The 23,542-nt window shown below is 42.3% G+C and carries 16 protein-coding genes; 6 read left to right on the forward strand and 10 right to left on the reverse strand.

All coding sequences use genetic code 11. The features are described from left to right. Nucleotides 1-30 precede the first annotated feature (30 nt). On the forward strand, nucleotides 31-228 hold the full coding sequence (locus tag BUC10_RS01775; protein WP_073176189.1) for a hypothetical protein: 198 nt from the start codon (nucleotides 31-33) through the stop codon (nucleotides 226-228). Nucleotides 229-278: 50 nt separating this feature from the next. On the opposite strand, the gene BUC10_RS01780 is transcribed toward BUC10_RS01775, so the two are convergent. After that, nucleotides 279-1,220, reverse strand: coding sequence for a LysR substrate-binding domain-containing protein (locus BUC10_RS01780; RefSeq protein WP_073176190.1), 942 nt, complete (start codon nucleotides 1,218-1,220; stop codon nucleotides 279-281). Between the two features lie 168 nt (nucleotides 1,221-1,388). Here BUC10_RS01780 and BUC10_RS01785 point away from each other — a divergent pair, with 168 nt between their 5' ends. From BUC10_RS01785 to BUC10_RS01795, 3 genes are all read left to right on the forward strand, one after another. Beyond that, nucleotides 1,389-3,239: a sigma 54-interacting transcriptional regulator gene (locus tag BUC10_RS01785; RefSeq protein WP_073176191.1), complete on the forward strand. Its 1,851-nt coding sequence runs from the start codon at nucleotides 1,389-1,391 to the stop codon at nucleotides 3,237-3,239. Nucleotides 3,240-3,412: 173 nt separating this feature from the next. After that, entirely contained in the window at nucleotides 3,413-3,967 is a 555-nt protein-coding gene (locus tag BUC10_RS01790; protein ID WP_073176192.1) for an OsmC family protein, read from the forward strand. 77 nt (nucleotides 3,968-4,044) lie between these two features. Continuing rightward, on the forward strand, nucleotides 4,045-7,497 hold the full coding sequence (locus BUC10_RS01795; protein WP_073176193.1) for a 4Fe-4S binding protein: 3,453 nt from the start codon (nucleotides 4,045-4,047) through the stop codon (nucleotides 7,495-7,497). 32 nt (nucleotides 7,498-7,529) lie between these two features. Here BUC10_RS01795 and BUC10_RS01800 read toward each other — a convergent pair whose 3' ends face one another. Further along, the gene (locus BUC10_RS01800; RefSeq protein WP_073176194.1) at nucleotides 7,530-10,901 is read right to left on the reverse strand and encodes an ATP-binding protein; all 3,372 of its coding nucleotides are present in this window, start codon (nucleotides 10,899-10,901) and stop codon (nucleotides 7,530-7,532) included. Nucleotides 10,902-11,155: 254 nt separating this feature from the next. Between BUC10_RS01800 and BUC10_RS01805 the strand changes: the two genes are divergently transcribed. Next, the gene (locus BUC10_RS01805) at nucleotides 11,156-13,318 is read left to right on the forward strand and encodes a TonB-dependent receptor (protein WP_073176195.1); all 2,163 of its coding nucleotides are present in this window, start codon (nucleotides 11,156-11,158) and stop codon (nucleotides 13,316-13,318) included. A gap of 6 nt (nucleotides 13,319-13,324) precedes the next feature. On the opposite strand, the gene BUC10_RS01810 is transcribed toward BUC10_RS01805, so the two are convergent. Together BUC10_RS01810 and BUC10_RS01815 are read right to left on the reverse strand one after the other, a co-directional pair. After that, on the reverse strand, nucleotides 13,325-13,747 hold the full coding sequence (locus BUC10_RS01810) for a DoxX family protein (RefSeq protein WP_073176196.1): 423 nt from the start codon (nucleotides 13,745-13,747) through the stop codon (nucleotides 13,325-13,327). 185 nt (nucleotides 13,748-13,932) lie between these two features. After that, nucleotides 13,933-14,403, reverse strand: coding sequence for a GNAT family N-acetyltransferase (locus tag BUC10_RS01815; protein ID WP_073176197.1), 471 nt, complete (start codon nucleotides 14,401-14,403; stop codon nucleotides 13,933-13,935). 308 nt (nucleotides 14,404-14,711) lie between these two features. Between BUC10_RS01815 and BUC10_RS01820 the strand changes: the two genes are divergently transcribed. Beyond that, the gene (locus tag BUC10_RS01820; RefSeq protein ID WP_073176198.1) at nucleotides 14,712-16,487 is read left to right on the forward strand and encodes a PorP/SprF family type IX secretion system membrane protein; all 1,776 of its coding nucleotides are present in this window, start codon (nucleotides 14,712-14,714) and stop codon (nucleotides 16,485-16,487) included. Between the two features lie 11 nt (nucleotides 16,488-16,498). Here the strand turns inward: BUC10_RS01820 and BUC10_RS01825 are convergent, their stop codons facing one another. The 6 genes from BUC10_RS01825 to BUC10_RS01850 form a co-directional block, all read right to left on the reverse strand. Beyond that, nucleotides 16,499-17,110 (reverse strand): FMN-binding negative transcriptional regulator, encoded by a 612-nt coding sequence (locus tag BUC10_RS01825; protein ID WP_073176199.1) that lies wholly within the window; start codon nucleotides 17,108-17,110, stop codon nucleotides 16,499-16,501. 149 nt (nucleotides 17,111-17,259) lie between these two features. Next, nucleotides 17,260-17,772 carry a nuclear transport factor 2 family protein gene (locus tag BUC10_RS01830; RefSeq protein ID WP_073176200.1) on the reverse strand — a complete coding sequence of 171 codons (513 nt, stop codon included), beginning with the start codon at nucleotides 17,770-17,772 and terminating at the stop codon, nucleotides 17,260-17,262. 57 nt (nucleotides 17,773-17,829) lie between these two features. Further along, nucleotides 17,830-18,603: a hypothetical protein gene (locus BUC10_RS01835; RefSeq protein ID WP_073176201.1), complete on the reverse strand. Its 774-nt coding sequence runs from the start codon at nucleotides 18,601-18,603 to the stop codon at nucleotides 17,830-17,832. A gap of 313 nt (nucleotides 18,604-18,916) precedes the next feature. Further along, entirely contained in the window at nucleotides 18,917-20,083 is a 1,167-nt protein-coding gene (locus BUC10_RS01840) for a serine hydrolase domain-containing protein (RefSeq protein WP_073176202.1), read from the reverse strand. A gap of 132 nt (nucleotides 20,084-20,215) precedes the next feature. After that, the gene (locus BUC10_RS01845; RefSeq protein WP_073176203.1) at nucleotides 20,216-21,061 is read right to left on the reverse strand and encodes a DUF4249 domain-containing protein; all 846 of its coding nucleotides are present in this window, start codon (nucleotides 21,059-21,061) and stop codon (nucleotides 20,216-20,218) included. 4 nt (nucleotides 21,062-21,065) lie between these two features. Continuing rightward, complete coding sequence (locus BUC10_RS01850; protein ID WP_073176204.1) at nucleotides 21,066-23,465, reverse strand: TonB-dependent receptor; 2,400 nt, start codon at nucleotides 23,463-23,465, stop codon at nucleotides 21,066-21,068. Nucleotides 23,466-23,542 lie beyond the last annotated feature (77 nt).

Below are 23,542 nucleotides of genomic sequence, written 5' to 3' on the forward strand. Positions count from 1 at the left end.
GACAACCTTTTAATCCAAATCAAAATTTCTATGCCCAGAGCAATGTTAGACTACACCAAAACTGTTCTCCAAAAAGTTAGTTTTGATGCTAAGCTATTCGCAAAAGAATTAAAAAAAGCCGTTTCAAGGTTATTACCAAGTGAAATCGAAGAACTTAAAATCTGGTTGCAATATTATATATTGGACAAACCAGAGTTGCAACCCACATTACTGCTTATAAAATCTTAAACATAAAGTGCCGCTTCAAGCGGCACTTTTTTTTTACTTTCCTTCAATGTTTAGTTCTTGGCCAATGGGCTAATTATTTTAACATCTTGGAAGGCGATTGCTCCTTTTACGATACTTGAAATCACATCTTTCAAAGCTTCCGTAATTTGAATTTTCAGTTCACTTTTGTGATAGATAAGGCTGATTTCCCTGGCAGGCGATGGGTTTTTAAACGGTCTTAAGAACTTCCGCTTTCTATCGTCCAGGTCCAAAGTGTTCAGATAGGGCAACAAGGTCATTCCCATACCCTCATCCGCTAGACTTACCAAAGTTTCAAAACTACCGCTCTCTATTTTAAAATGCTCATCCTGAAGATTTTTTGGCGATTTACAAAGGTTGATGACCCCATCCCTAAAGCAATGGCCATCCTGAAGCAACAGGATATCGCTGACATCCAAATCTTCGGTGCCCAATTGTTGTTGGCCGGTTAGTCTATGACTATTGGGAACGTACCCCATGAAGGGTTCGTAGTAAAGTGGACGCTCTTTGATGAACTCAATTTCCAAGGGAGTAGCCGCGATTCCTGCATCTAGATGTCCATCCAAAATATTTCTAATGAGTGCTTCTGTGGGCTGCTCCTTTATAATAAGGTTGACCTTGGGATATTTTTTAATGAATGTATTCAAAAACATCGGAAGTAATGTGGGCATTACGGTAGGTATGATTCCTAATGTATAGTCTCCCCCAATAAACCCTTTATCCTGATCTACTATATCCTTAATGCGTTCTGCCTCGGCAACGATGTTTTTGGCTTGGGCCACAATCTTTTTGCCCACTTCAGTTATAGTGATTGGTTTTTTTCCCCTGTCAAAGATGAGAATGTCCAGTTCGTCCTCTAATTTCTGCACTTGCATGCTTAATGTAGGCTGTGTGACAAAACTTTTTTCTGCAGCCAAGGTGAAATTTTTATGCTCGGCTACAGCTAGGACATATTGTAATTGGGTTATGGTCATTAATATAAATTTTTAAAATAAATATATAAAAAACCATCAATTAAATTTATGATAAGAACCAGAAAGATTGCTCTTCTAAACTAAGCTTGGTTTAAGTTCCGTTGTGGGCTGAATTCAATTAATTTTCAATTCTGTATATTTAGTTGAAACCGAACCAACTGGTACTTCATGTCCGTTTCCGACCAACATCAGCTCGTAGATTTCCTAAAAGGGGTTTCCTTCTTTTCAGAAGTGTCCAAAACCTCCTTGATGCAACTTTCCAAGAACCTAATACAAGAGCATTTTGAAATAAACGATGCCATAATTCGTAAAGGTGATGTTGGGGATGCTATGTACGTTATCCTAAAGGGACAAGTGAGGGTGCATGACAAGGACCATTTGTACATCATATTGAATGAAACAGATTGCTTCGGAGAGTATGCCTTAATTGATGATGAACCTCGCTCCGCATCGGTAACCGCCATGGGGGACACCACGGTATTGAAAATCGAAACGACCCATTTCGTTGAACTCATCAGCAGCGACAGAGGTTTTGCCAAGGGTATTTTATCGGTCCTGATCAAAAGGCATAGAGAATTGGACATTATACAGGAACGCCTTACCGTTTCTAAAAGAGAATTGGAGTTGGCCAATTCCAAGATGTCGGGCCTTATAAATGGTGCCATGGATGCTATAGTGATGTTCGACCATAATTTTCGTATCGTGCTAGCCAATGCGTCCGCCCAAGCCATTATGGAAAATGAAGATGTGCAACAGCGGAATATCTTGTTTTTTCTGGATGAAGATAGCGCCCAGTTGTTAGAAGGTTTGGTAAAATCCGATCTGACTCGGGAGGATAATGGGATGAACACCTATTTACCCTCAACGGTCAAAGTTATCGGGTCTAACGAGATGGAGACATTGAATGAAGGGACAATAAGCAGATATGGGAACGCAAAGGAGAGCTTTTACACCCTTATTCTAAGAAACATCAATGAAAGGGTCCAGGCAGAGTCCAAGATTAACTCGTTGCGCAATCAAACCAAATATTTACAGGAGGAAATCGAGGAACTTACCAGTGGTTATGGAATTATTGCCCGGGACCGATCCATGAAAAAGGTGTTGGACCTTGTGGAACAAGTTGCACATACGGACGCCACTGTGCTTGTTCAGGGGGAAACAGGAACGGGAAAGGAATTGGTTGCCCGTGCAATTCATATGGAGAGTGATCGCAGTGAACAGCCCCTTATCAGGGTAAATTGTGGGGCCATTCCGGAAAACCTTATTGAGAGTGAGCTATTTGGTCATGAGAAAGGTGCCTTTACGGGGGCCACTGCCAGTAGAAAAGGACGTTTTTTGCTGGCGCATAAAGGAACTATTTTTTTGGATGAGATTGGTGAATTGCCATTGGCTTTACAACCAAAATTACTTCGCGTGCTACAGGAGGGCGAATTTGATCCTGTGGGTAGTTCGGAAACGGTTAAAGTTGATGTTCGCATTATCGCTGCTACACACCGGGACCTTTTAGTGTATGCTCAAGAAGGCAAGTTCAGGGAAGATTTGTTTTATCGTCTCAACGTTTTCCCTATTCAAGTACCTGCTCTCAGGGATAGAGGGAAGGATGTTTGTATTATAGCCAATGAAATGATGGCGAGATCTGGACGAAAACTTAACAAACCAGTGGAGATCCTGTCCGAAGGACAGGAACAGCTCTTCTTGAACTATGATTGGCCAGGCAATGTTAGGGAACTTCAAAATTTGGTAGAGCGGGCCATAATTGTTTCTAAAAATGGCGAAGTGGATTGGATAAACATCATTCCCAATATAAAAGGGAAGCAAAAAGACCTTTCTGATATCGAAACGAGCCGAATCTATACTTCCACCGAATGGCAAGACATGGAGAGGGATAATATTCTTCGAGCACTAAAGTTGACCCAATGGAAGATTTCAGGGGAAAGGGGTGCAGCAAAACTTCTGGGATTGCGCCCAACAACGCTCACATCAAAAATTAAGGCCTTGGGTATAGCCCGACCTGTCTAATTCACGAGATTTCATGAATACACTTACGATATTTCGTTAATTAACGAAATATCGTAAGTCCTCCTTCAACATATAATCATTTTAATATTCTCATTTTCAATTATTTATGATTTTTGGCACACCAAATGCATCTCTAGAACCAAACGTAAATAATTAATCTAAAAATTAAAAAAATGATTACAACAGCAAACATTAAGAACGGAGTAAACGTGGATCAATTGGTAGACACCATCAACCATGTACAGGAAGACCCTACTTTGGCTAAATTCGAGTTTAGGGCGAAAAACAACTGGATTGATGGCGGACATTGTGTGACCAGCATCAAGGATTACTATGGAGTGGGCCAAGAGCACACCGAAAGAGCAAAGGAATCTTTTACCATGGAAGCCGACCATGTTGAAGTACTTCTAGGTCAGGACAAGGCACCTAACCCAGCTGAAACTGTATTGCATGCCCTAGGGTCTTGTTTGACTGGTGCCATGGTTTACCATGCAGCCGCCCAAGGCATTGAGATTGAGGGAATGGAGTCTACCTTAAAAGGTGGTGTTGACCTTCACGGCTTTTTGGGATTAGATCCTGAAGTACGTAAAGGATTTGAAGGGATTACGGTGAAGTTCAAGGTGAAGTCCGATGCTTCTGAAGAGCAATTGAGAGCTCTTTCCCAATTCTCCCCAGTTTTTGACATCATTACCAATCCAACTCCTGTTTCCATCGAGTTCGAAAAGTAAGATTGAAGCAAGCCGCTCTTTTAAAGAGCGGCTTGCTCATTTTAGTTGCAATCCAATTCCCACAGCATACTTTAAAGATGAACCATCCAAAGCACATTGTAGTAAACGGAAACCAAGCAGCAGCCCATGTGGCCTATCGGGTCAATGAGGTTTGTGCTATTTATCCTATAACACCTTCCTCCGAAATGTCAGAGCTAGTGGAGGAATGGAGTGCTAATGGACAAGAAAATATTTATGGTGATGTTCCCGCAGTATACGAGATGCAAGGCGAAGGTGGAGTGGCCGGGGCCATGCATGGAGCTTTACAAACCGGAGCATTGTCAACCACATTTACTGCATCACAGGGACTACTTCTTATGATGCCCAACATGTTCAAGATAGCGGGGGAACTTACTCCAAATGTCATTCATGTGGCTACCCGGTCAATCGCTACGCACGCACTGTCTGTGTTTGGAGATCATAGTGATATTATGGCTGTAAGAAACACGGGATACGCTTTTCTGGGTTCCAGCTCAGTTCAAGAAGCTATGGACTTCGCCTTGATTGCCCAGGCAGCTACTTTAAAAACAAGAATTCCATTTGTTCATTTCTTTGATGGATTTAGAACATCCCATGAAACTTCCAAAATTGAATTGGTATCGGATCAGGTCATAAGGACCATGATTCCGGAAAAATATATGGAAGCACATAGAAAAAGAGCCTTAAACCCAAATCAGCCGGTTCTTCGCGGGACCTCCCAAGGTTCAGATGTCTTTTTTCAAAGTAGAGAGGCGATCAATCCATTTTATAATGTATGCCCGGATGAGGTTCAACAGCAGATGAACCGTTTTGCCAAACTCACCGGGAGGCAATATCGACTTTTCGATTATGTAGGACATCCAGCGGCCAAGCAAGTCATTGTGGCGATGGCATCCGCCACTGAAACCATTGAAGAAACCGTCAAACATTTAAATCAAAAAGGGGAAAAAGTCGGGTTGGTCAAGGTCAGATTGTTTCGACCCTTTAGCACTAAGCATCTTTTGAACAGTCTTCCCGAAACCTGCGAAGCCATAGCTGTTTTAGATCGTTGTAAGGAGCCTGGGGCTAGCGGGGAACCTTTGTATCTGGATGTTGTACAATCCATGATGCACGTCTATAGCACTAAAATCAAATCACTTCCAAAAGTAATTGGAGGGCGTTATGGACTCTCCTCCAAAGAGTTGACTCCAGGAATGGTCAAGGCAATTTTGGAGAATTTAAAACTACCATGCCCAAAGAACAGTTTTACAGTGGGCATTGAGGACGATGTTACACATTTGAGTCTTAAAGTCAAGTCCGACCTCAATCTAAATCCATCTTTTTCCGAAGCACTGTTTTATGAAACAAAACAAGCCCAAACGCAATCCTTGTTCTCAGGAACTTTGAAGCTCTTGGGAAGTTCTACCGATTATCATATTCAAGGGTATATGGAATGTGATTACAAAAAGTCAAATTCAAGAAGTGTTTCCCATCTTCGAATAGCAGAGGAGGCCATTAAGGCTCCTTATTTGATAAAGAACGCCGATTTTGTAGGATGTGAATCCATCAAGTACACCATAGAGGATTCGGCCATTCAAAATCTAAGGTCTGGAGGTGCCCTTTTGGTTAATTCCACGCTTTCCCCGAAAGAGCTATGGAAATCAATTGATGTTACAGTTCAGCAAGCCATAATCCGAAAGAATGTCAGTTGTTACATGGTTGATTTGGAGAGGATACCAAAAACATTTACGGTAAATGGTTATGAAGTATCCAGTTTTCATGCCTGCTACTTTGCATTAAATGATTACTTGCCAAGGCACCTTTTTGGTGAACTAAGGGAATTGATCCAACAAATTGATACACCGGAATTAGAAGAGAGGATGTCTCCACTCGAAGAGGATAAGGAATTTGCCAGCAGTTTATTGGGTAAACTTCTTGCTGGACAGGGGAATCATATTCCAGTCAGCCAACTCCCAGTTGATGGTACATACCCTACCGGCACCTCTCATTTCAACCACAGAGAAGCCAATGGACAGATACCGGTTTGGGATACAGATTTATGTACGCAATGTGGCGCTTGCAGTATGGCCTGCCCTCAGGGAGCACTTAGGACCAAGGCTTATACAGAAGATAATTTGGAAGATGCTCCATCTGGATTTAAATCGACTAGATTTTTGCAACAGATGGAAGATTTCGACCTTTTGAACTACACTGTGCAGATAAACCCTGACCAATGCAACTCCTGTAACCACTGTGTAGAGGCCTGCCCTGCTAAAGCGTTGGTTATGAAATCCTCCGGGGCAAAAATGGAAACAAAGCGGCAGGGTTGGACGTTCTTTGAAACCTTGCCCGAAATGGAAAGAAGTAAAATTGATGTAACCAACCTTGCGCAACAACAACTTCAAGAACCATTATTCCAATATGCCATGGGTGCGGATGGATGCGGAGAAGCGCCATATCTAAAATTGATGTCCCAGTTATTTGGCGACCGTATGCTAATTGCAAACGCTACTGGGGCGAGTTCTATTTTTGGAGGTGCACTACCCACAACACCTTGGTCGAAAAACAATGAGGGTAGGGGACCTGCATGGTCCAACTCCTTGTTTGAAGACAATGCAGAGTTTGGTTTGGGGTACAGATTGGCTTTAGACCAGAGGGAAAAACGAGCCAAAAGACTTCTTGACGAACTTGCCCCCCAGTTAGACCCAAAACTGGTGGAGGGTATTCTTAAACAACCCCAAAACTCAGATGAGTCAATTGCAAAACAAAGAGAGCATATTTTAAACCTGAAAATAGCGCTACAGCAAATGGAATTTACAATAGCTAAAGAACTATTGGAGGTAGCGGACGATTTTGTAAAACAAAGTGTTTGGATCGTTGGCGGTGATGGCTGGGCCTACGACATAGGGTATGGTGGACTGGATCATGTGCTTGCTTCTGGAAAAAATGTGAACATTTTAGTGCTGGATAACGAAGTGTATTCCAACACCGGAGGGCAAATGTCCAAAGCAACACCCTTTGGTGCATCAGCTAAGTTTGCAGCAAAAGGTACCTTCAAGGAAAAAAAGGATTTAGGGATGTTGGCCATGGGGTATCAAGATGTGTATGTGGCACAAGTAGCTCTTGGGGCAGACCAGCAGCAGACCCTTGAGGCTTTTATTGAGGCAGAAAAACATGATGGTCCGTCCTTGATCATTGCCTATTGCCACAGCCCTGCCCACGGAATCGATATGAAAAACCCAAGGCAATACCATAAAGCAGCGGTAGCTTCAGGGCAATGGCTGTTATACCGAAGCAGACCAGGAGTCAATCATTCTAGGGATAGAATGCTGCAACTGGATTCGCCGGCACCACATATTCCCATTGAGGATTATTTGGTAATGGAAGAGCGGTTTGGTGCGATTTTTAGCGCAAATCGGGTTCAGCAAAATGATTGGATTTGCGCAGCACAAAGTTTTGTGGATAAGCGTTATGCAAAGTATGCAGACTTGCAGGCGAAAGGTGAAAAAACCAATTCCTTGATGCTAATGTAAACACCCTCTGTCAGCATTTTTTTTTCAAGGTGTTATTTCTGATTCATTACCGTAACCGACTGCCAATCCCCGGGCGCACCCGAAATGGCATAAATGGCAGCTTTGTTTTGAAAATATTCCACCACACTGTCTTTCGGATTTAGCGATAATATTTTTTCAAATTTTTCGGAAGCCTCCTCAAATTTTTGACCGAAGAACAGTTGAATTCCCATTTCATAGTCTTTTAGGGACTCCAATTTCAGTGTAATACTGTCCACCGGGTCGCTATCGATACACTCATAGATTCCCATGGCCTTTTGCTTTCCCTTTACTTGGACTTTTCCAAGATATCTAAAGTTAAAGCCGCTGGAATCCTTCATCGATTTTAGACACCCTTCGCTTATTATAATATTGGCACCATAGTATTTGGTCACGCCCTCCACTCTTGCACCACTGTTCACCGTGTCGGCAATTACCGCGGGATCGTTTCGTTTGGAATCCCCGATAATACCCATAACAAGTGGCCCTGTATGTAATCCCATGCCCACCGTTAGCGGTTGATAGCCCTTTTCTTCAACTCTTCGTTTATTGTATAATGCCAAGGTTCGCTGCATCTCAATAGCTGCATCCAAAGCATCCTCTGCGTTCTTCGGAAAAATGGCCATAATCCCATCACCTAAATATTGGTTTACAAACCCTTTGTTATCTTTTATTATGGGGCCCATACGACCCACGTAGGCATTAACAAATTTGAAGTTTTGTTCGGGTGTCATGGTTTCCGCCAAGCTGGTATAATCCCTAATATCACTAAATAAAACCGTTACATTTTTTTCGATATGATCTCCCAATTTAACCTCGGTGATTGATTCTTTCCCTACTGACTGCACAAACTCGGTAGGAACAAATTTGGAAGTGGCCTTATGGATGGTATTAAGATTGATATGTGTTTTGATCCGACTTAACAGTTCATTTTTGGAAAAGGGTTTGGTGAGATAATCGTTGGCCCCTGCTTCAAAACCCGTGACCAGTTCAGCAACAGTGTTTTTGGCCGTTAATAAGATAATGGGAAGTTCGCTGGCCGAAGAGTGTTCTCTTACGATTTTGCACACTTCGTAACCCGAAAGCTCAGGCATCATGATATCCAAAAGAACAAGACTAAATTGATGCTCATCATCCAACACCTTTAGGGCCTCTTTACCAGAGCTAACTTCAGTGACCTTATAACCGGCGACGGTTAGGTGATTTTCCAATACCCTCCTGTTTACCGGTTCGTCGTCTACGATAAGCACTTGGGGTGCCTCATCGGATAACTGATGTCCAACTATCTTAACCTTTTCTTCGTTCAATGTGCTCAAGGGGAGTACAAAATCGGAAGGGGATGGCTTTTCCAACTTTAGGCTCTTTCTTGTCTTGGAACTTAAGGGAAGTGTAAAGGTGAAAATAGAACCTTTTCCCAGTTCGGAAGTTGCCCGAATCTCCCCACCATGGAGCTCAACCAATTGTTTGGTAACGGAAAGGCCAAGACCGGTTCCGCCGTATTCGCGTTGGGTGGATCCATCGCCTTGTTCAAAGGAATTGAAGATTCGGTCCAAATTATCCTCAGGAATTCCAATTCCGGTATCAGAAACGGTAACCGAAAGCATTTTTCCCTTGGTCTCGGCAAGCAGGGTAATATATCCTTTTGGAGTAAACTTGATGGCATTCCCAATAAGATTATGGATAATTTGCTGTAGTCTATTTTCATCGGCTTCCACTAGGGAAATTTCCTTGGGAATTGAATTGATCAATTTTAGTTTTTTATCTTGAAGCATCGGTTGGCTGAGTTGCAGCACAATATTGGAAACCGCATAGATATCCACGGGCCTAGTGGATAATTCTAAATCTTTATTCTTCAATTTTGAAAAGTCAAGAATATCATTGACCAAATGCGCCAATCGTTTCCCACTGGTTGCAATCATCCCGAGATTATCCATGGCCTTTTTCGGAAGCTTGCCCGCTACACCATCCGTCAAGGATTCAGTGAGTCCAATGATTCCTACCAAAGGAGTGCGTAGTTCGTGGGAGGTATTGGCCAAAAATTCGTCCTTTAGCTTATCTATTTTTTGAAGTTCCAAAACCCGTTGCTTCTCTATTTCGGTCCGTTTCCTTTCTTCAACAACCGCTCTTTTCTTTTCTTCTTGCGCTCGTTTTACCCGTTGTGCGTTTTTATAGCGGTTAAAGGCAAAATACAGTAACAGCAATGCAGCAATGGAAATTCCGATGACGATATTCCTAAGCGTCTTTTGTTGTTTTAATTTGAGTTCGCTGATTTCCGCATCTTTTTGTAAAGTGGCAATGGCATCCTGTTTTTTTTGGGTATCAAATCGAACTTGCAGCTCTTCAATTTGTTTTGATTTGGCTTCATTGAACAAACTGTCCTTAACACTGACAAATTTGTTCATATGATGTATAGCCCGTTCAAAATCTCCCGTTGCTTCGTACAATTGGGAGAGCAATCCATAGTTTTTTTGCCGTTCCGATTTCGCACCAATTTCCTCAGATATACGAATTGCGGTAAGTAGATTTTGTTCTGCACTGGCATAAGCCTTTTGCTGAAGCTGTACTGCCCCAATCTGGGAGTAACTCATGGAAAGCTCCATTTGTTGGTTTAGCTTTTTACGAAGTGCCAGTGCCCAGTTATGGTATTCAAGCGATTTGGTGTAATTTTTTTGTAAGGCATATACCTTGCCCAAAGCCTCATAATCGTATGCTTGACCCCATTCGCTTTGGGTTTCTTGGTCCAGTTTTAGGGCTTTGTGAAAGTGCTCCAATGCTTTGTCATAATCCTGACTTTGCATGTGGGTGTCCCCAATATTGAAAAGGCAGTTGGCTATTTCTGTTTTGTCATCGAGCCTTTCAAAAATTTCCAAAGCTTTCTCGTAACTTTCCATGGCCTTGGATTTCTTTCCCGTGTTCTTTTGTATTTCCCCAATGGCGTTGTATGTGGTGGCTTCACCAAATGAATCACCAACCTCTTCGTAGATGGCGAGAATGGAGTAATAGATTTCCAAACTTTGGTCTGACTTTCCTTGGTCGTCAAGAATAATGGCTTTCTGGTATAGTCCATTGGCCATTGCAAAGGCGCGATTTTTACCTTGATGGAAGTCCAGGTACTTTTCTATATGTTCCAAAGCCTTGTTGTAGTTTCCCTTTTGTCGCTCCAAAACGGCATACTGGTAATTGGCCAAAGAAACCGCCCACTCAAAATTTGCTCTTTCTCCCAAGCGATGAAAACTGTCAATATGTTTTTTGGCCAGGTCAGCGTTTCCCCGGTTGTTGAGATACTGCCAGGAGATGTCCTTTAAAATAAGAATACGTGCAGAATCCGATGCGGCCCTTGGATATAGCTGTTGCAGGCTATCTATAAGATGCTGTCCCTTCGCCATAAAAAAGCAAAGACAGAAAACCACTACTATATAGGGGTGTTTTTTGATGGTTTTGGTTTAAAGGTTGATTAGCAGTTATTTAAATGTAGTGCTAAAAGTTCTAAGGACAAAATAGGACAGGTTCGCCCTATCCATAAGATCAGCGGAATCCGAGATAACCAGCAACTCATCATTAAAATTCTACAACTGGGTATTCTGGATTGGCACCTTTGAGGTTGGGAGAACAATTTTGTGGTATCAAATAACGAATGATCATGAAAAACCAACTGTTTCTCCTCTTTTTTCTTTTGAGCCTCAATTTCGGCATTGGACAAAGCACTGTTTCTGGTATAGTGACCGATACCAAAAATGTTCCCATTGTAGGGGCCAACGTGTATATTGAAGGTACCTATGACGGTGCTTCCACAGCCGAGGATGGAACGTTCAGTTTTGAAACTTCAGAGCTTGGAACGCAAACTTTGGTTATTTCCATTTTATCCTACGACCCACACTATGAAGTGGGTGATATCTCCTATTTTAAAAACCTAAAGGTTGCCCTTCAAGAGTCAATAAATGCGCTTTCAGGGGTTACCTTGACCGCTGGAACCTTTGAAGCTGGTGACAACTCCAAGGTTTCGGTACTTAAACCCTTGGACATTGTTACAACGGCCGGGGCAGCCGGGGATTTTGTTGCAGCACTGCAAACTTTACCCGGCACTACTACTGTGAATGAGGATGGAAGACTTTTCGTCAGGGGCGGGGAAGCAGGGGAAACCCAAGTCTTTATTGATGGGCTTCGAGTATTTCAGCCCTTTAATGCCACCGCCAACAACATCCCAACGCGCGGAAGGTTCTCGCCTTTTCTTTTTAAGGGCATTACTTTTAGCACTGGTGGGTATTCGGCGGAATATGGTCAGGCTTTATCCAGTGTTTTGCTTTTAAACACGACCGACGTTCCCACACAGGATAAAACCGATATTTCCCTAATGTCTGTCGGTGGTGGTTTGGGACATACCAAAATTTGGGGAGACCAATCCTTGAGCATCAACACATCCTATATCAATTTGGCACCCTATGAGTCTTTAATACCTTCGGACCAAGGTGTACGATGGAATAGTCCATACGAGTCAATAGCCGGAGAGGCGGTTTTTAGAAGTAAAGGGGAGAAAAGCATGTTAAAATTCTACACCGGATTCAATCACGCTAATCTTGACATTGAACAGGAGGATATAAATTTTGAGGATTTTGTGAAGTTTGGACTTAAAAACAACAATCTTTACTTCAATTCTTCCTACAAGTATTTTCTTGACAATGACTGGAGCCTCACCACAGGTGGTGCAATTTCGTTGGACACCAACTCCATAGGGTTGCAGGATAATGTAGTCGACAACAAGGAGGTTGCATCCCATTTAAAAGTTAAGGTTCGAAAAAACTTCAGCAGCAGATTCAACCTTAATTTTGGCTCGGAATATTTTACCTTGGATTTTGAAGAAGACTTTACAGCATCTGATGATACCACTTTTACAAACGAATATAACGACCGACTATGGGCTGGTTTTGCGGAGGCGGATATTTTCCTAAGTAATAAGTTCGCCATGAAGTTGGGGGCCAGGGCGGAGCATAGTTCCCTATTGGGTGAGGTTAAGGTGGCTCCCAGAGTTTCCTTGGCTTACAAACCTGGGAACAAGGGTCAATTTTCATTGGCCTATGGGGATTTTTACCAAAATCCACTTAGTGAGGTTGCTAAATTTGATCAGAACCTGGATTCGGAAAAGACATCCCATTATATCTTAAACTACCAGCATCTGGGAGACGGAACTACTTTTAGAGCAGAAGCCTATTACAAAGATTACGATAATTTAATAACTTATGATACGGAGTTGCCACAATTCAACTCTAACTTTCTAAACGCGGGAAGCGGCTATGCTGCAGGCTTGGATATGTTCTGGAGGGATAACAAAAGTATAAAATCATTGGATTATTGGGTTTCCTACTCCTACTTGGATACAGAACGTGAGTATCGAAATTTTATGGAGAGGGCAACTCCAAACTTTGCGCCGAAACACAATCTTTCCATTGTAACCAAATACTTTATAAGTGACCTTCGTTCCCAAGTAGGGCTATCCTATTCCTATGGTTCCGGGAGGCCTTATGATAACCCTAATACTGTGGAGTTTATGGCAGAAAAAACAAGGTCCTTCAACAACCTAAGCTTAAACTGGGCCTATTTGATTGACCAACAAAAGATTTTGTATTTCTCGGTAAACAATGTGCTCGGATTCAAGAATATCAATAACTATCAATACGCCAATTCACCAAATGTCAATGGTGTGTTTGATCGTCGTGCTATTACCCCTGCAGCGGACCAATTCTTTTTTGTTGGCTTTTTCTGGACCATTAGTTCCGATGGAAAGAGCAATCAGTTGGACAATCTATGATTATGTTTACTTCTGCATTTTGAAGTAGTAATCTGCTGAGTGTTTACCCGATCCGTAGAACAGGAAAAAGATACAAACCAATAAGGTAAGGGTTGCCAAGACCAGATTGGAACTGTTCATGACCCCTAAGAAATTGGTCAATACTGCACCAAGCAGTATCGGGATTTGCGCTAAAACGGCCCATCGGGTCAGTAAGCCCACAACAATCAGAAAACCTCCTACAAAATGAGCCGGAGCAATATAATGCAGAAGAATCATTCCTCCCGGCATTTCCTGGAAGGGTCGGACCAACTCCGCCATTTGTACATGGTTCGTCATAAATTCAATACCCTTCATAAAAAGAAATACGCCGAGGGCAATCCGAATTAAATCCAAAGGATAATAGGTATGGGCATTGGCCCATTTGTTCAATCGTTTAATGGTTCCCATGACTAAAAAAATTAAGAATAATCTCTATAAGATACTCATTTTTAATGAGATATAAAAATTTTACTCTTTGATGCCCGTTTGGGTTAGACTAAAAAAAGGAGTTTAATCTAGGGAGTATTCCAGAACTCATTTTTTTAGTTTCCAACTGGGGAACCCTTGCAATTTCCAAAATAGATAAATGAGTTTTAAAGTATCAACTTCATTTGGATATCACTGCGTTCATAGGGCGAGGTAGCTCCAATAATCTCTTCAAAACCCAATTTCCTGTATAGACTGAGCGCAGGTAGTAAAACCCGGTTACTTTCCAGATAAATCTTTTTGGCTCCCAACTGCTTGGCTTTAGCAATGATATGCTGCCCCAATAGTTTTCCAATACCCCTGCCTTGCGCATGGGGGGAAACTCCCATTTTGGCCAACTCAAATTCAAATTCAACTTTGGTGCTGGGAATCAGTGCACAGACCCCCACCGGTTTTTCATCCAGGAGAGCTACTGCGATATAACCACCTTTATCCAAGATATAAGTGTTGGGATGATGGAGGGAAATTCGGTCCATTTCCTCCATTTTAAAATACTTCTTGATCCACTCCTCGTTAAGTCGCCGAAACGCTTCAGCGTAAATCGGAGTATATGGAACTATGGTTATGGGTTTACTCATAATTGAGGAATAAAATTAAGACGAACAATTAAATAATACCAAAATTCAACCTCTAAAACGACAAGGATGACTTTAGCTTTTTTGAATACTAGCAACAATAAATACCTCATTTCTAGGTTGTAAGAAGTGAGTTACCGCTTAAACAATGCAGTTAATCGATAAAATTGGTTTTTTGCCGATAAAATGCTTAATATTACGTTTAAGTTAATAGTAAAACTCTTACAAGAACCCAAATCTTGCAATGAGACCAAACAAAAAATACCAACCTGTACCAAGCAGGCTCTTTAACCTACAAACACCATTTAGCTATGGAAGTAAGACTACCCCTGTTCTCCCAAGGCATATATACATTTTCTTCTAGATGGGTTTTATTTTTAGCACTTCCTTGTCTTTTTTTTAATGACCTAAGTGCTCAAGATGGCAATCCTTATGTAAGTTATGATGTACCCTTTCAAAACTTGTTGAAGTTCAATCGATTTTTGATTAATCCTACTTTTTCCGCGGTTCGAGAAGATAAATCATATGTGAACCTCTTTCACCGAAGCCAAGGAGCGGATTTCAGTGACAACAACCAAAACTATTTTTTAAGTTATAGCGGAAGACTCAATGAAAGGGTGGGCTTAGGGGTGAGCCTATACAACCAGCAGGAAGGGGTCATTTCCAACCTTGGAATCATGGCCAACTATTCCCATGGTATTCAACTTGGGCAAAAAAGCAATCTTAGCTTTGGTGTCAATGTTCCTTACTATGTCAGCAGTTTTGATCCAGACAGAGCCATTACTTTGGATGACGACCCGCTATTGAACGATGCGAGTCAGAACTCGATCATTTCTTTTCAACCCGGGCTCAACCTTTCTTTGGGGAAGTTCGATTTTGGAGTCTTTGCACAGAATTTGGTGGATTACAACATTAAGACAGGAAAATCATTAAGCGAGTTTAATGAAAAAACCTTTTCTGGACATATTCAATTTGCCCACGAATTTAAAAATGGAGCTGGTATTTTTGAGGATGGACGATTATTGCCCTTGGCAAGGGCTCGTTTTGAAGGTGCCCAAGATCCTATTTTTGGTGGAGGATTAATTCTCGACCTTCCAAAGTTGGGCTGGCTACAGGGCGGATATGATCAGTTCTATGGAGCCTCGGCAGGTACTGGTTTTAACTTAAATCGTAGACTTTCCTTTGGCTATAACTTTGAAAAAAATGTCAATCGGAATCTATCCCACTTGGGGGTGACGCATGAGATTTCCATTGCTTTCTCCTTCGTGCCAACCATGACCAAAAACATTTTGGCCTCCAATGACGATCAAGAGCGAAAGCCCATTGAAGGGACCTTTGTTGGTGATATCAAAGAAAGCAAAAAGGCCAAGAAAAATAAACTGAATGCCAAAACCACCTTACGACCAACGAACAAGGAAGATCTTGCTTTCTGGGAAGAACAGGTAAAGGAACTTAAGGCGCAGCAGGAAGATAACTATGCCATCATCAACGAATTAATCTTTAAGATGGACTCTTTGGAACAGCACAGGGAAAGGGATTTGGAAAAACGCTTTGAAATGGTAATGCGCCTTGTGCAACGTAAGACCAATAATGAAAGACCGGATATTGAGCAACAGGCCCAGAAACTGTATTTGGCCAAATCAGCCGATTTGGATTCTTTGAGTACGACCTTGACAAATACGACCTTGACAAATACTGCCTTGGCGGACAACCCAACTGAAAAAACGAAAGTTGAAAAACCTAAGGGTACCTTTACCGGTGGTGCATTTAGACCTATCGAAAAGTTCATCAACCTAGATGGAGTTGGCAAAGGCCACTATATTGTGGCCAACGTATTCAAAAACGAACACTACCTCAAAAGTTTTATGGATGACCTCAAAAAGAAAGGGCTAAACGTCAAGTATTTTAGGAATCCAGATAATGGCCTGAATTATGTATACCTGGCCAAATACGATCAAAATGAGCAGGCCTATGCCGCTTATCGATCTAAAATGAAAGGTGCTTACACAGATGAAATCTGGATTATGCATGTGGATAACCCTAGGTATTCCAATTGGGCGGACACCAAGTTTTTGGATAACGAATAAGAGTGAGTTATCTAAGAATCTAGATTTTCCATTTCTTTTGCTATGGACTTGCTTCCAGGGTCATCACGTTCCATAAGTTCCTTTGTGATTTTTGGATGGTCATGAGCCCTTCCCTGGGAAAGCTTATAGGCGGCCTGGATTTCCGTGATTTCAATTTCGAATCCCACCACACCTTTGACCTGCCGCAGGGTTTTGGAAGATAAATCATTCAACGATAAAGGATTTTTGGAGCCTTTTTCATATTTGTCCACTAATTTGTGTAAACAGTCCATGGTAGCTTCCTCATCCAATATTTTAATTTGGCCATAAACATGTACGGCAATATAATTCCAGGTTGGTACTTCCTCTTTTTGGTACCAGGAGGAGGATACATACGCATGGGGCCCATTAAATATGCAAAGCACCTTAGGTTCTTTGGCAAAGACCTTCCATTGTGGGTTGGCTTTGGAAATATGGCTTACCAGAATATCCTTACCGTCTGGGGATTTGTCCAATTCGAGAGGTATGTGCGTGGCCCATGGCTTTCCATCCACTTGGTTGACCAATATGCCAAAACTATGGTGTTCCAAGAAAGACTTGATTTCCTCTAGATTTTCGTTTTTATAATAGTGCGGTATGTACATATTCTAACATTTAATACTGCGTTTTTACACAGTATTTTGCCCATGTGAAAGTACAATAATCTCTGATTTTTCTGCGCTCAAATGGCTGGGAACACATAAAAAAAGAGGAGCAAAAGCCCCTCTTCGTCTTATGCAAAGAAACCATTTAACTATTCCTCAGCGTTTTCCTCCTCGGCCATTTTGGCTTCGGCCGCAAGTTGCTGTAGCGTTAGCACCACTTCGGTTGGATCCCAATAACCATATTCCCTTACTATTTTGCCCGATGTAAAGCGATAAGTCAGGTGAATGGGTATTTTGACTTTTTTCCCGTTGGCAGCCAGGGTGCCTTGCCATTCTAACCAGCAGTTCACCCAGGTTTCACCGTCATCTGTAAGTACCATTTCATACTCTTGGTCCTCCGTAACAAATCCCCTGCTGGAGTAGTTGGCATCCGATTGCCTATGGAAATCCATGGTTTCTGCCGCGGTCATTGTTTTGGAAGAATTATATTGGGTTTGTGAACTATCGGCATACATGCTGGTGTCGTAATTCTTCGCGTCGTAGTTGGCAATGAGATTTTTCACCGTATCAATTTCTGGTGAATTTTGTGTGTAGCGTGTGGGACCCTGGTTGCAGGAGATAATCAGGATCAACGCAAAGCAAGAAAAAAATAACTGTTTCATTCGTTCAAATTTTAGATGGATAAAAGCCTGGATGACCTTGCATCCAGACGAATTGGTTTAGTTGTTTGGTGAATAGGCAAGATCCGCGCGCATTCTCCCTGAGAACTCTTCCATTTTAGTGATATGTTGCATTACACCTCCGAAAACCTCCATGGCTTCTGGTCCCAATAATTTATCATTTTCCGCACTTTGTGTTTCATAGGCCGTGCCATCTTTGGCGGCTACGGCAACCATGTAAAAACTACCCATATTGCCAAAACCACTTCGGTATATCCTATAGTACGATGTGGAGCCCTTGGCTTCATACATTTCCTTCACCTTCATTATAGCCTCTTTGAGCGGAGCCATCCCTGCAGGAGTTGTGTGCAAATAGTAGAAGCGTCTGTAGTCCATTCCCTCTGGGGTCTGGGTTATTCCGTTGGGCATATAGGACAGACTTTTGTCCATTACAATGACATAATCCCCATGGGAATCATAGCATTTGTCCATGTCGTCGAACAACTTGTCGAATGCATCCGAGCCCATTTTTTCTCGCAATGCGCCAAACCCTTTGGAGGCTTTGGAGATATCTGAAAGGGAATCGATTGGGGAAACAAAAAGATACCTAAAGTCATCGGTTTGGGAAGTAATCCAGCTTAAGGTCTGAATGTTATGGGTCTTGCAAGCTTCGTTGAGCTCCTTGCTTACTTTTTCGTAGTCAGTGATCATTGATGGCTTGACCCGGTCTTCATGGACCCAAAAAGCCTGCGTGGTTTTTTCCTGGCAAAAAGCCGAGAAAGAAATTGTGAATGCAGCAAGCGCCACAAACACCTTGGTTGGTACTGTTTTCATAAGGTTGAAATTTAAAGTGTTACTATTAAGTTGAATTAGAAATCCACAGTTAATGGATGGCAACTTGCTTTATTTTCAACCAGCATGAATCTTCCAACATATATGCTGCAAGTAAAGAACCATTTAGGAGGGAACTCAAAAGGGGAACAAAAGGGGTGAGTGAATTAAATCCCCAACTCCTTAATATAGTAAAAAACTGATAATGAACGAATTAAAAAGAGTGGATAATTCATTTTTGTTAACAAAACGATTGAAATCGATAATTTTTCCTACAGCAGTTATGCCGGTTTATGGCCGATAGGGTTGTGTATTCCTATTTTTTACCCAAAGCTGGATAAATGAAATCCACAAGCAGTGCCTCCGAATCGTTCTCAATGGTCCAAATATTATAGTTGCCTGCGGTGATCACCACAATCATTTGATTGGGTTGGTCTATATAAATTCGCTGTCCTCCATTGCCAACAGCAGCTGGAATGAGATGGTCATAGTTTTTAGTAATGGTCTTGGCCTTGAAAATCCAGAACTGATAACCATAGCCTACGTTATCATTTCGTCCAAACCAAACGTGGGGCTCCATAGCCCTCTTGGCCCAGTCCTTTGGTAAAATTTGGTTCCCCCTCCATTGGCCTTCGTTGGCATATAGCATACCAAATTTCATCAAATCACGGGAGCTTAGGCGCAAGCCAGAGGCTGCTGCTGGCAGTTCAATATCTGGAAATTTGGTCCATTCCGAATTCGCTATACCCAAAGGTTTAAATAGATTCTCTTTGGCATATTCATGAATATTCTGGCCTGTTGCCCTTTCGATTAAGGATGCCAACAATTGTGTGGTTCCCCCGTTATATTCCCAAACCTTGCCCGGTGGAATTAAAATGGGCCTGCTTAGGACAAACTCAATGGGGTCAGGGCTGGAGGTCATTTGAATCTCACTATTGTCAGGATCGGTATAGGGAACATTCTCATTCCACTCCATTCCCGTGGTCATGGTGAGCAGGTGCTCAACGGTAATCTGCGAACGAAGCCCAGTTTTATAGGACTGAAATTCGGGATAAAAATCAAAAATACTTTGGGAAATGCTATCAATCTTGCCTTGTTGCAAGGCAAGTCCAACGCAAGTGGCCACAATGCTTTTGGAAATACTTCGCACATCATGCAAACTGTCCTTATAATGCTCAATAACTCCCAAGTCCTCACCCCAGACCTCATCTTTGCCTGCAAAGTAGTTTTCATAGACCATCTTTTCATTTTTGTAGATAAGTACACTATGAATGTTGGGATATACCCCGGAGACAATGGAGTCTTCCATTCGTTGTATGTGTAGCGAATCCAACCCCGAAAGAGCTATGGTACCTACAGCAAGGATTTCCTCACTTTTGGTCGGAGGCTCCGTCTCGCTGGTTTTTTCCTGGTGTTTGCAGCTTAAAAAAAGATTGAGAATAAGCAAGGCGGAATAGCCAAGAATGGATCTTTGAAATTTCATAAGGGATGGTTTTTGAAGTTAGCTATTCCAATGACATCAAAAATCAAGGAGTGTTACAGTCCCGGGTGGCCAAAAAAAAATCCCAAGGCCAAAAAGATTTGCACCTTGGGATCAACACCAACCTAACACTAACTACTCAAACGTGAACGTATCCTGCACCATCTGGGTTACCCGGAAATAACCATAGGGTGCATTGTTTGCATCATCCTCATTTATACAGTTCCCTACCAATGGCACTGGAGTGGCACTAAAAGGATTTCCTGCACTTTCAAATTGTTCTATAAGAAGTTGCATATAATTGTAATAGTCTTCGGAGATGCCCAGCAGTTTTATATCCACGATATCTCCAGGTTCAAATTCCTTGATATTGTCCTCTTCATCCTCAATTTTCTCATAATAGAAGGTAGCCTCATTACCATCAATGAACTCATCCTTGATATCAAAGAGCTCGGGAAGACGGTCGTTACGACTTTGAAAACGAAGGAAATAATAGTTTTCAACGCCTTCCGGATCCTCGAACGATACATTGACCTCCAATACTTCGTCGTCCTCTCCATCTTCTTTTGACTGTGTAATGCTAGAGATATCGGTGACCGAAAACAGGGTCTCCGTGCCGGTATAGCGCTCCCCATTGTAGGTCACATTTAGGGTATAAGAGTTGCCCAGAACAGGAATAAAGGTATTGGTAGTATAACGTCCGTCGTTTTGGTCCTGAAAATTGAAAACAGCACCGGAATTATTATTGGTAACCCTTACCACCGCCCCGGTTACCGGTGCAGGTGAAAGATTGTCATAAAATGGAGTAGAAGTACTCAGTAAAATAGTCTGATTGTTTCCTGTGGTTCCCTTTTCCCAATCCAAAGAAGCTTCAATGGTCAGCCTACTTGGTGCTTCTGGGACATCCACCTCAACAACATCGGTACAGGAGGTTGCTGCAATCAACAGGATGAAAGTTAAAATTTTATAATAGCGTTTCATGGTGTTAGAATTTAAAATTATAGGTTAAAGAGGGTACCATTCCGAAGATGGCTGTTCGCGTAGCCTCATTGGCTCCGGTCTCAAAATTCTGTCCAAACGAAATGGAAGCAGCGTTTTTACGGTTAAAGACGTTATAGAGACTAAATACCCATTCTCCCTTCCACCGCTTGTGTGGTTTTTTATTGGGTCGATAGGTTGCGGAAAGGTCCAAACGATAATAATCTGGCAGTCGATCGGCATTTCGCTCCGAATAGCTGGCCACGGAAATTCCCTCATACTGGTATTGGCCATTGGGATAGGTTACTGGCCTTCCGGTTTGATAAATGGCATTGGCCCCAAAACTCCATTTGTCGTTGAATTGATAAGCACCCGTTACCGACACGTCATGAGTTCGGTCAAATGGGGTGTTGTACCAATCCCCGTTATTTATCCCTGGTCCACCAGCAATACCTCCTGGGGTTCGTTGCTCCGATTTGGAAAGGGTGTAAGAAATCCATCCAGTGAGCTTACCCTCATTTTTTCGCATCAATAGTTCTAGCCCGTAAGCCCGGGATTCTCCGTTCAGTATTTCGGTTTCAATCGTGTTGTTTCCAATCAAATCGGAACCATCGATATAGTCAATTCTGTTATCCACCGTCTTATAGTAGACCTCAGCCTCCAAGGAGTACATTTTATCTTTAAAGTTTCTGAAGTACCCAAGTGCATATTGATCGGATAACTGAGGCTCAATGTACTTTCCACTAGGTGTCCACACATCCAAAGGGGTTACCGATGAGGTGTTGGACAAGAGGTGGATGTACTGCGCTGCTCTGGAATAGCCTAGTTTTACTGACGAATAATCGTTCAACTGATAGGCTAGGGAGAGGCGAGGCTCCAGATTGGAGAATTTTTTGATGCTTTCACTCTTTTTGAAAGTGACCTCGTCCACAGGGTCTGTACGCTGATAAAATTGTAGGGTGTTGTTATAGACCAAAGGTTGATTGTTGGCATAAATGGAAAGCGGCTGCCCGCCCATACGGTTAAAATGACTGAAACGGATTCCGTACTGTGCCGTAAGTCTATCTGTTAATTTATGCTCGGCATTGATGTAAGCGGCACTTTCCAAAGCTCGTTTCTGATCTAGCTGTAGTTCATTGATGGCAGAGTTGGGCCCAGTAGGCTTTATCTGGCCGGGATCAAATTCGTACTTAATGGTACTGATACCAAAATCCAATTTAAAGGCATCGCTGAAATAATACTTTAAATCATATTTGGCATTGTAGTTTTTGATGGATGAAATCCAATCAAATTCGAAATCATCGATTCCAAGCTCATAATCGTACTTACTGTAAATTAGGGATAGGTTGGAGAAGAGTCTGTCATTAAATATATGATTCCAGCGGAGATTTCCTGATGCATTTCCATAGCTACTGCTAAAAGAGCCATCAAAATTGAATACATCCCGCCCAAAATAGCCGGATAGGTACAACTTGTTATTCTTGTCGATGCCATAGTTGGTTTTAAGGTTGAGATCATAAAAACTCACACTGTTCTTTTCACCAGCCAATTTTAGGAAGAGGTGGGCGTAGGATCCTCTTCCGGCCACCAAGAATGAACCCCGGTTGTTGAACATGGGACCCTCCGCGGCAAGACGACTGGAAATAGCGCCAATACCTCCTGTTAATGCGAAATTTTTACTGTTACCATCTTTTTGGCGTACATCCAATACGGATGACACCCTACCACCAAATTTGGCCGGTATACCACCCTTGTACAATTTAAGATCTTTTACAGCATCGGCATTAAAAACCGAGAAGAAACCCAAAAGGTGAGAGGTATTATAGATAATGGCCTCGTCCAAGAGCACCAAATTTTGGTCTACAGCACCGCCACGGACATGAAACCCACTTGATCCCTCACCATTGCTGGTCACTCCAGGGAGTATCTGGAGGGACTTGATCACATCTACCTCTCCCAAGACCACTGGCATTTGCTTTACGGTCTTGATGTTTAGTTTGGAAACGCTCATTTCCGGCTTGCGCAGAATGGCTCTTTCTGGTTCCTCAGCGGTGACCTCTACCTCATCCAACTGGGTGGAGAATTCCTCGACCTCCATATCCATCTTTTGGTTCTGGGTAAGATCAATGGGAACGGAAATCTCTTTGTACCCCATATGGGAGAAGACCAAGGTATACTTTCCGGCTGGTGCGCTTAGGGAGTAAAAGCCATATTCGTTGGTAATGGCCCCTATTGAGGTACCTTCTAAGAAGATTGATGTTCCAAAAAGCGTTTCCCCGTTGGTCTTGTCGGTGACGTTTCCGCTTATGGTAAAATTCTGTTGTGCTTGGACCGCAAGCGAGCCCAGTAAAAGACAAAGACCAGTCCATAGCCATGGGAGTCTTCGACTTCGTTTTTGTTCTGTCATGTTTTTTGATTTAATGAATAGGTTTATCCTTTTCAGGATTTGTTTGCCCTAAGGACATTTGAAAAATGTGAGGGTTG

It is taken from the genome of Flagellimonas flava (genome assembly GCF_900129665.1).
In the GTDB taxonomy this organism is placed as follows: Bacteria; Bacteroidota; Bacteroidia; order Flavobacteriales; family Flavobacteriaceae; genus Flagellimonas; species Flagellimonas flava.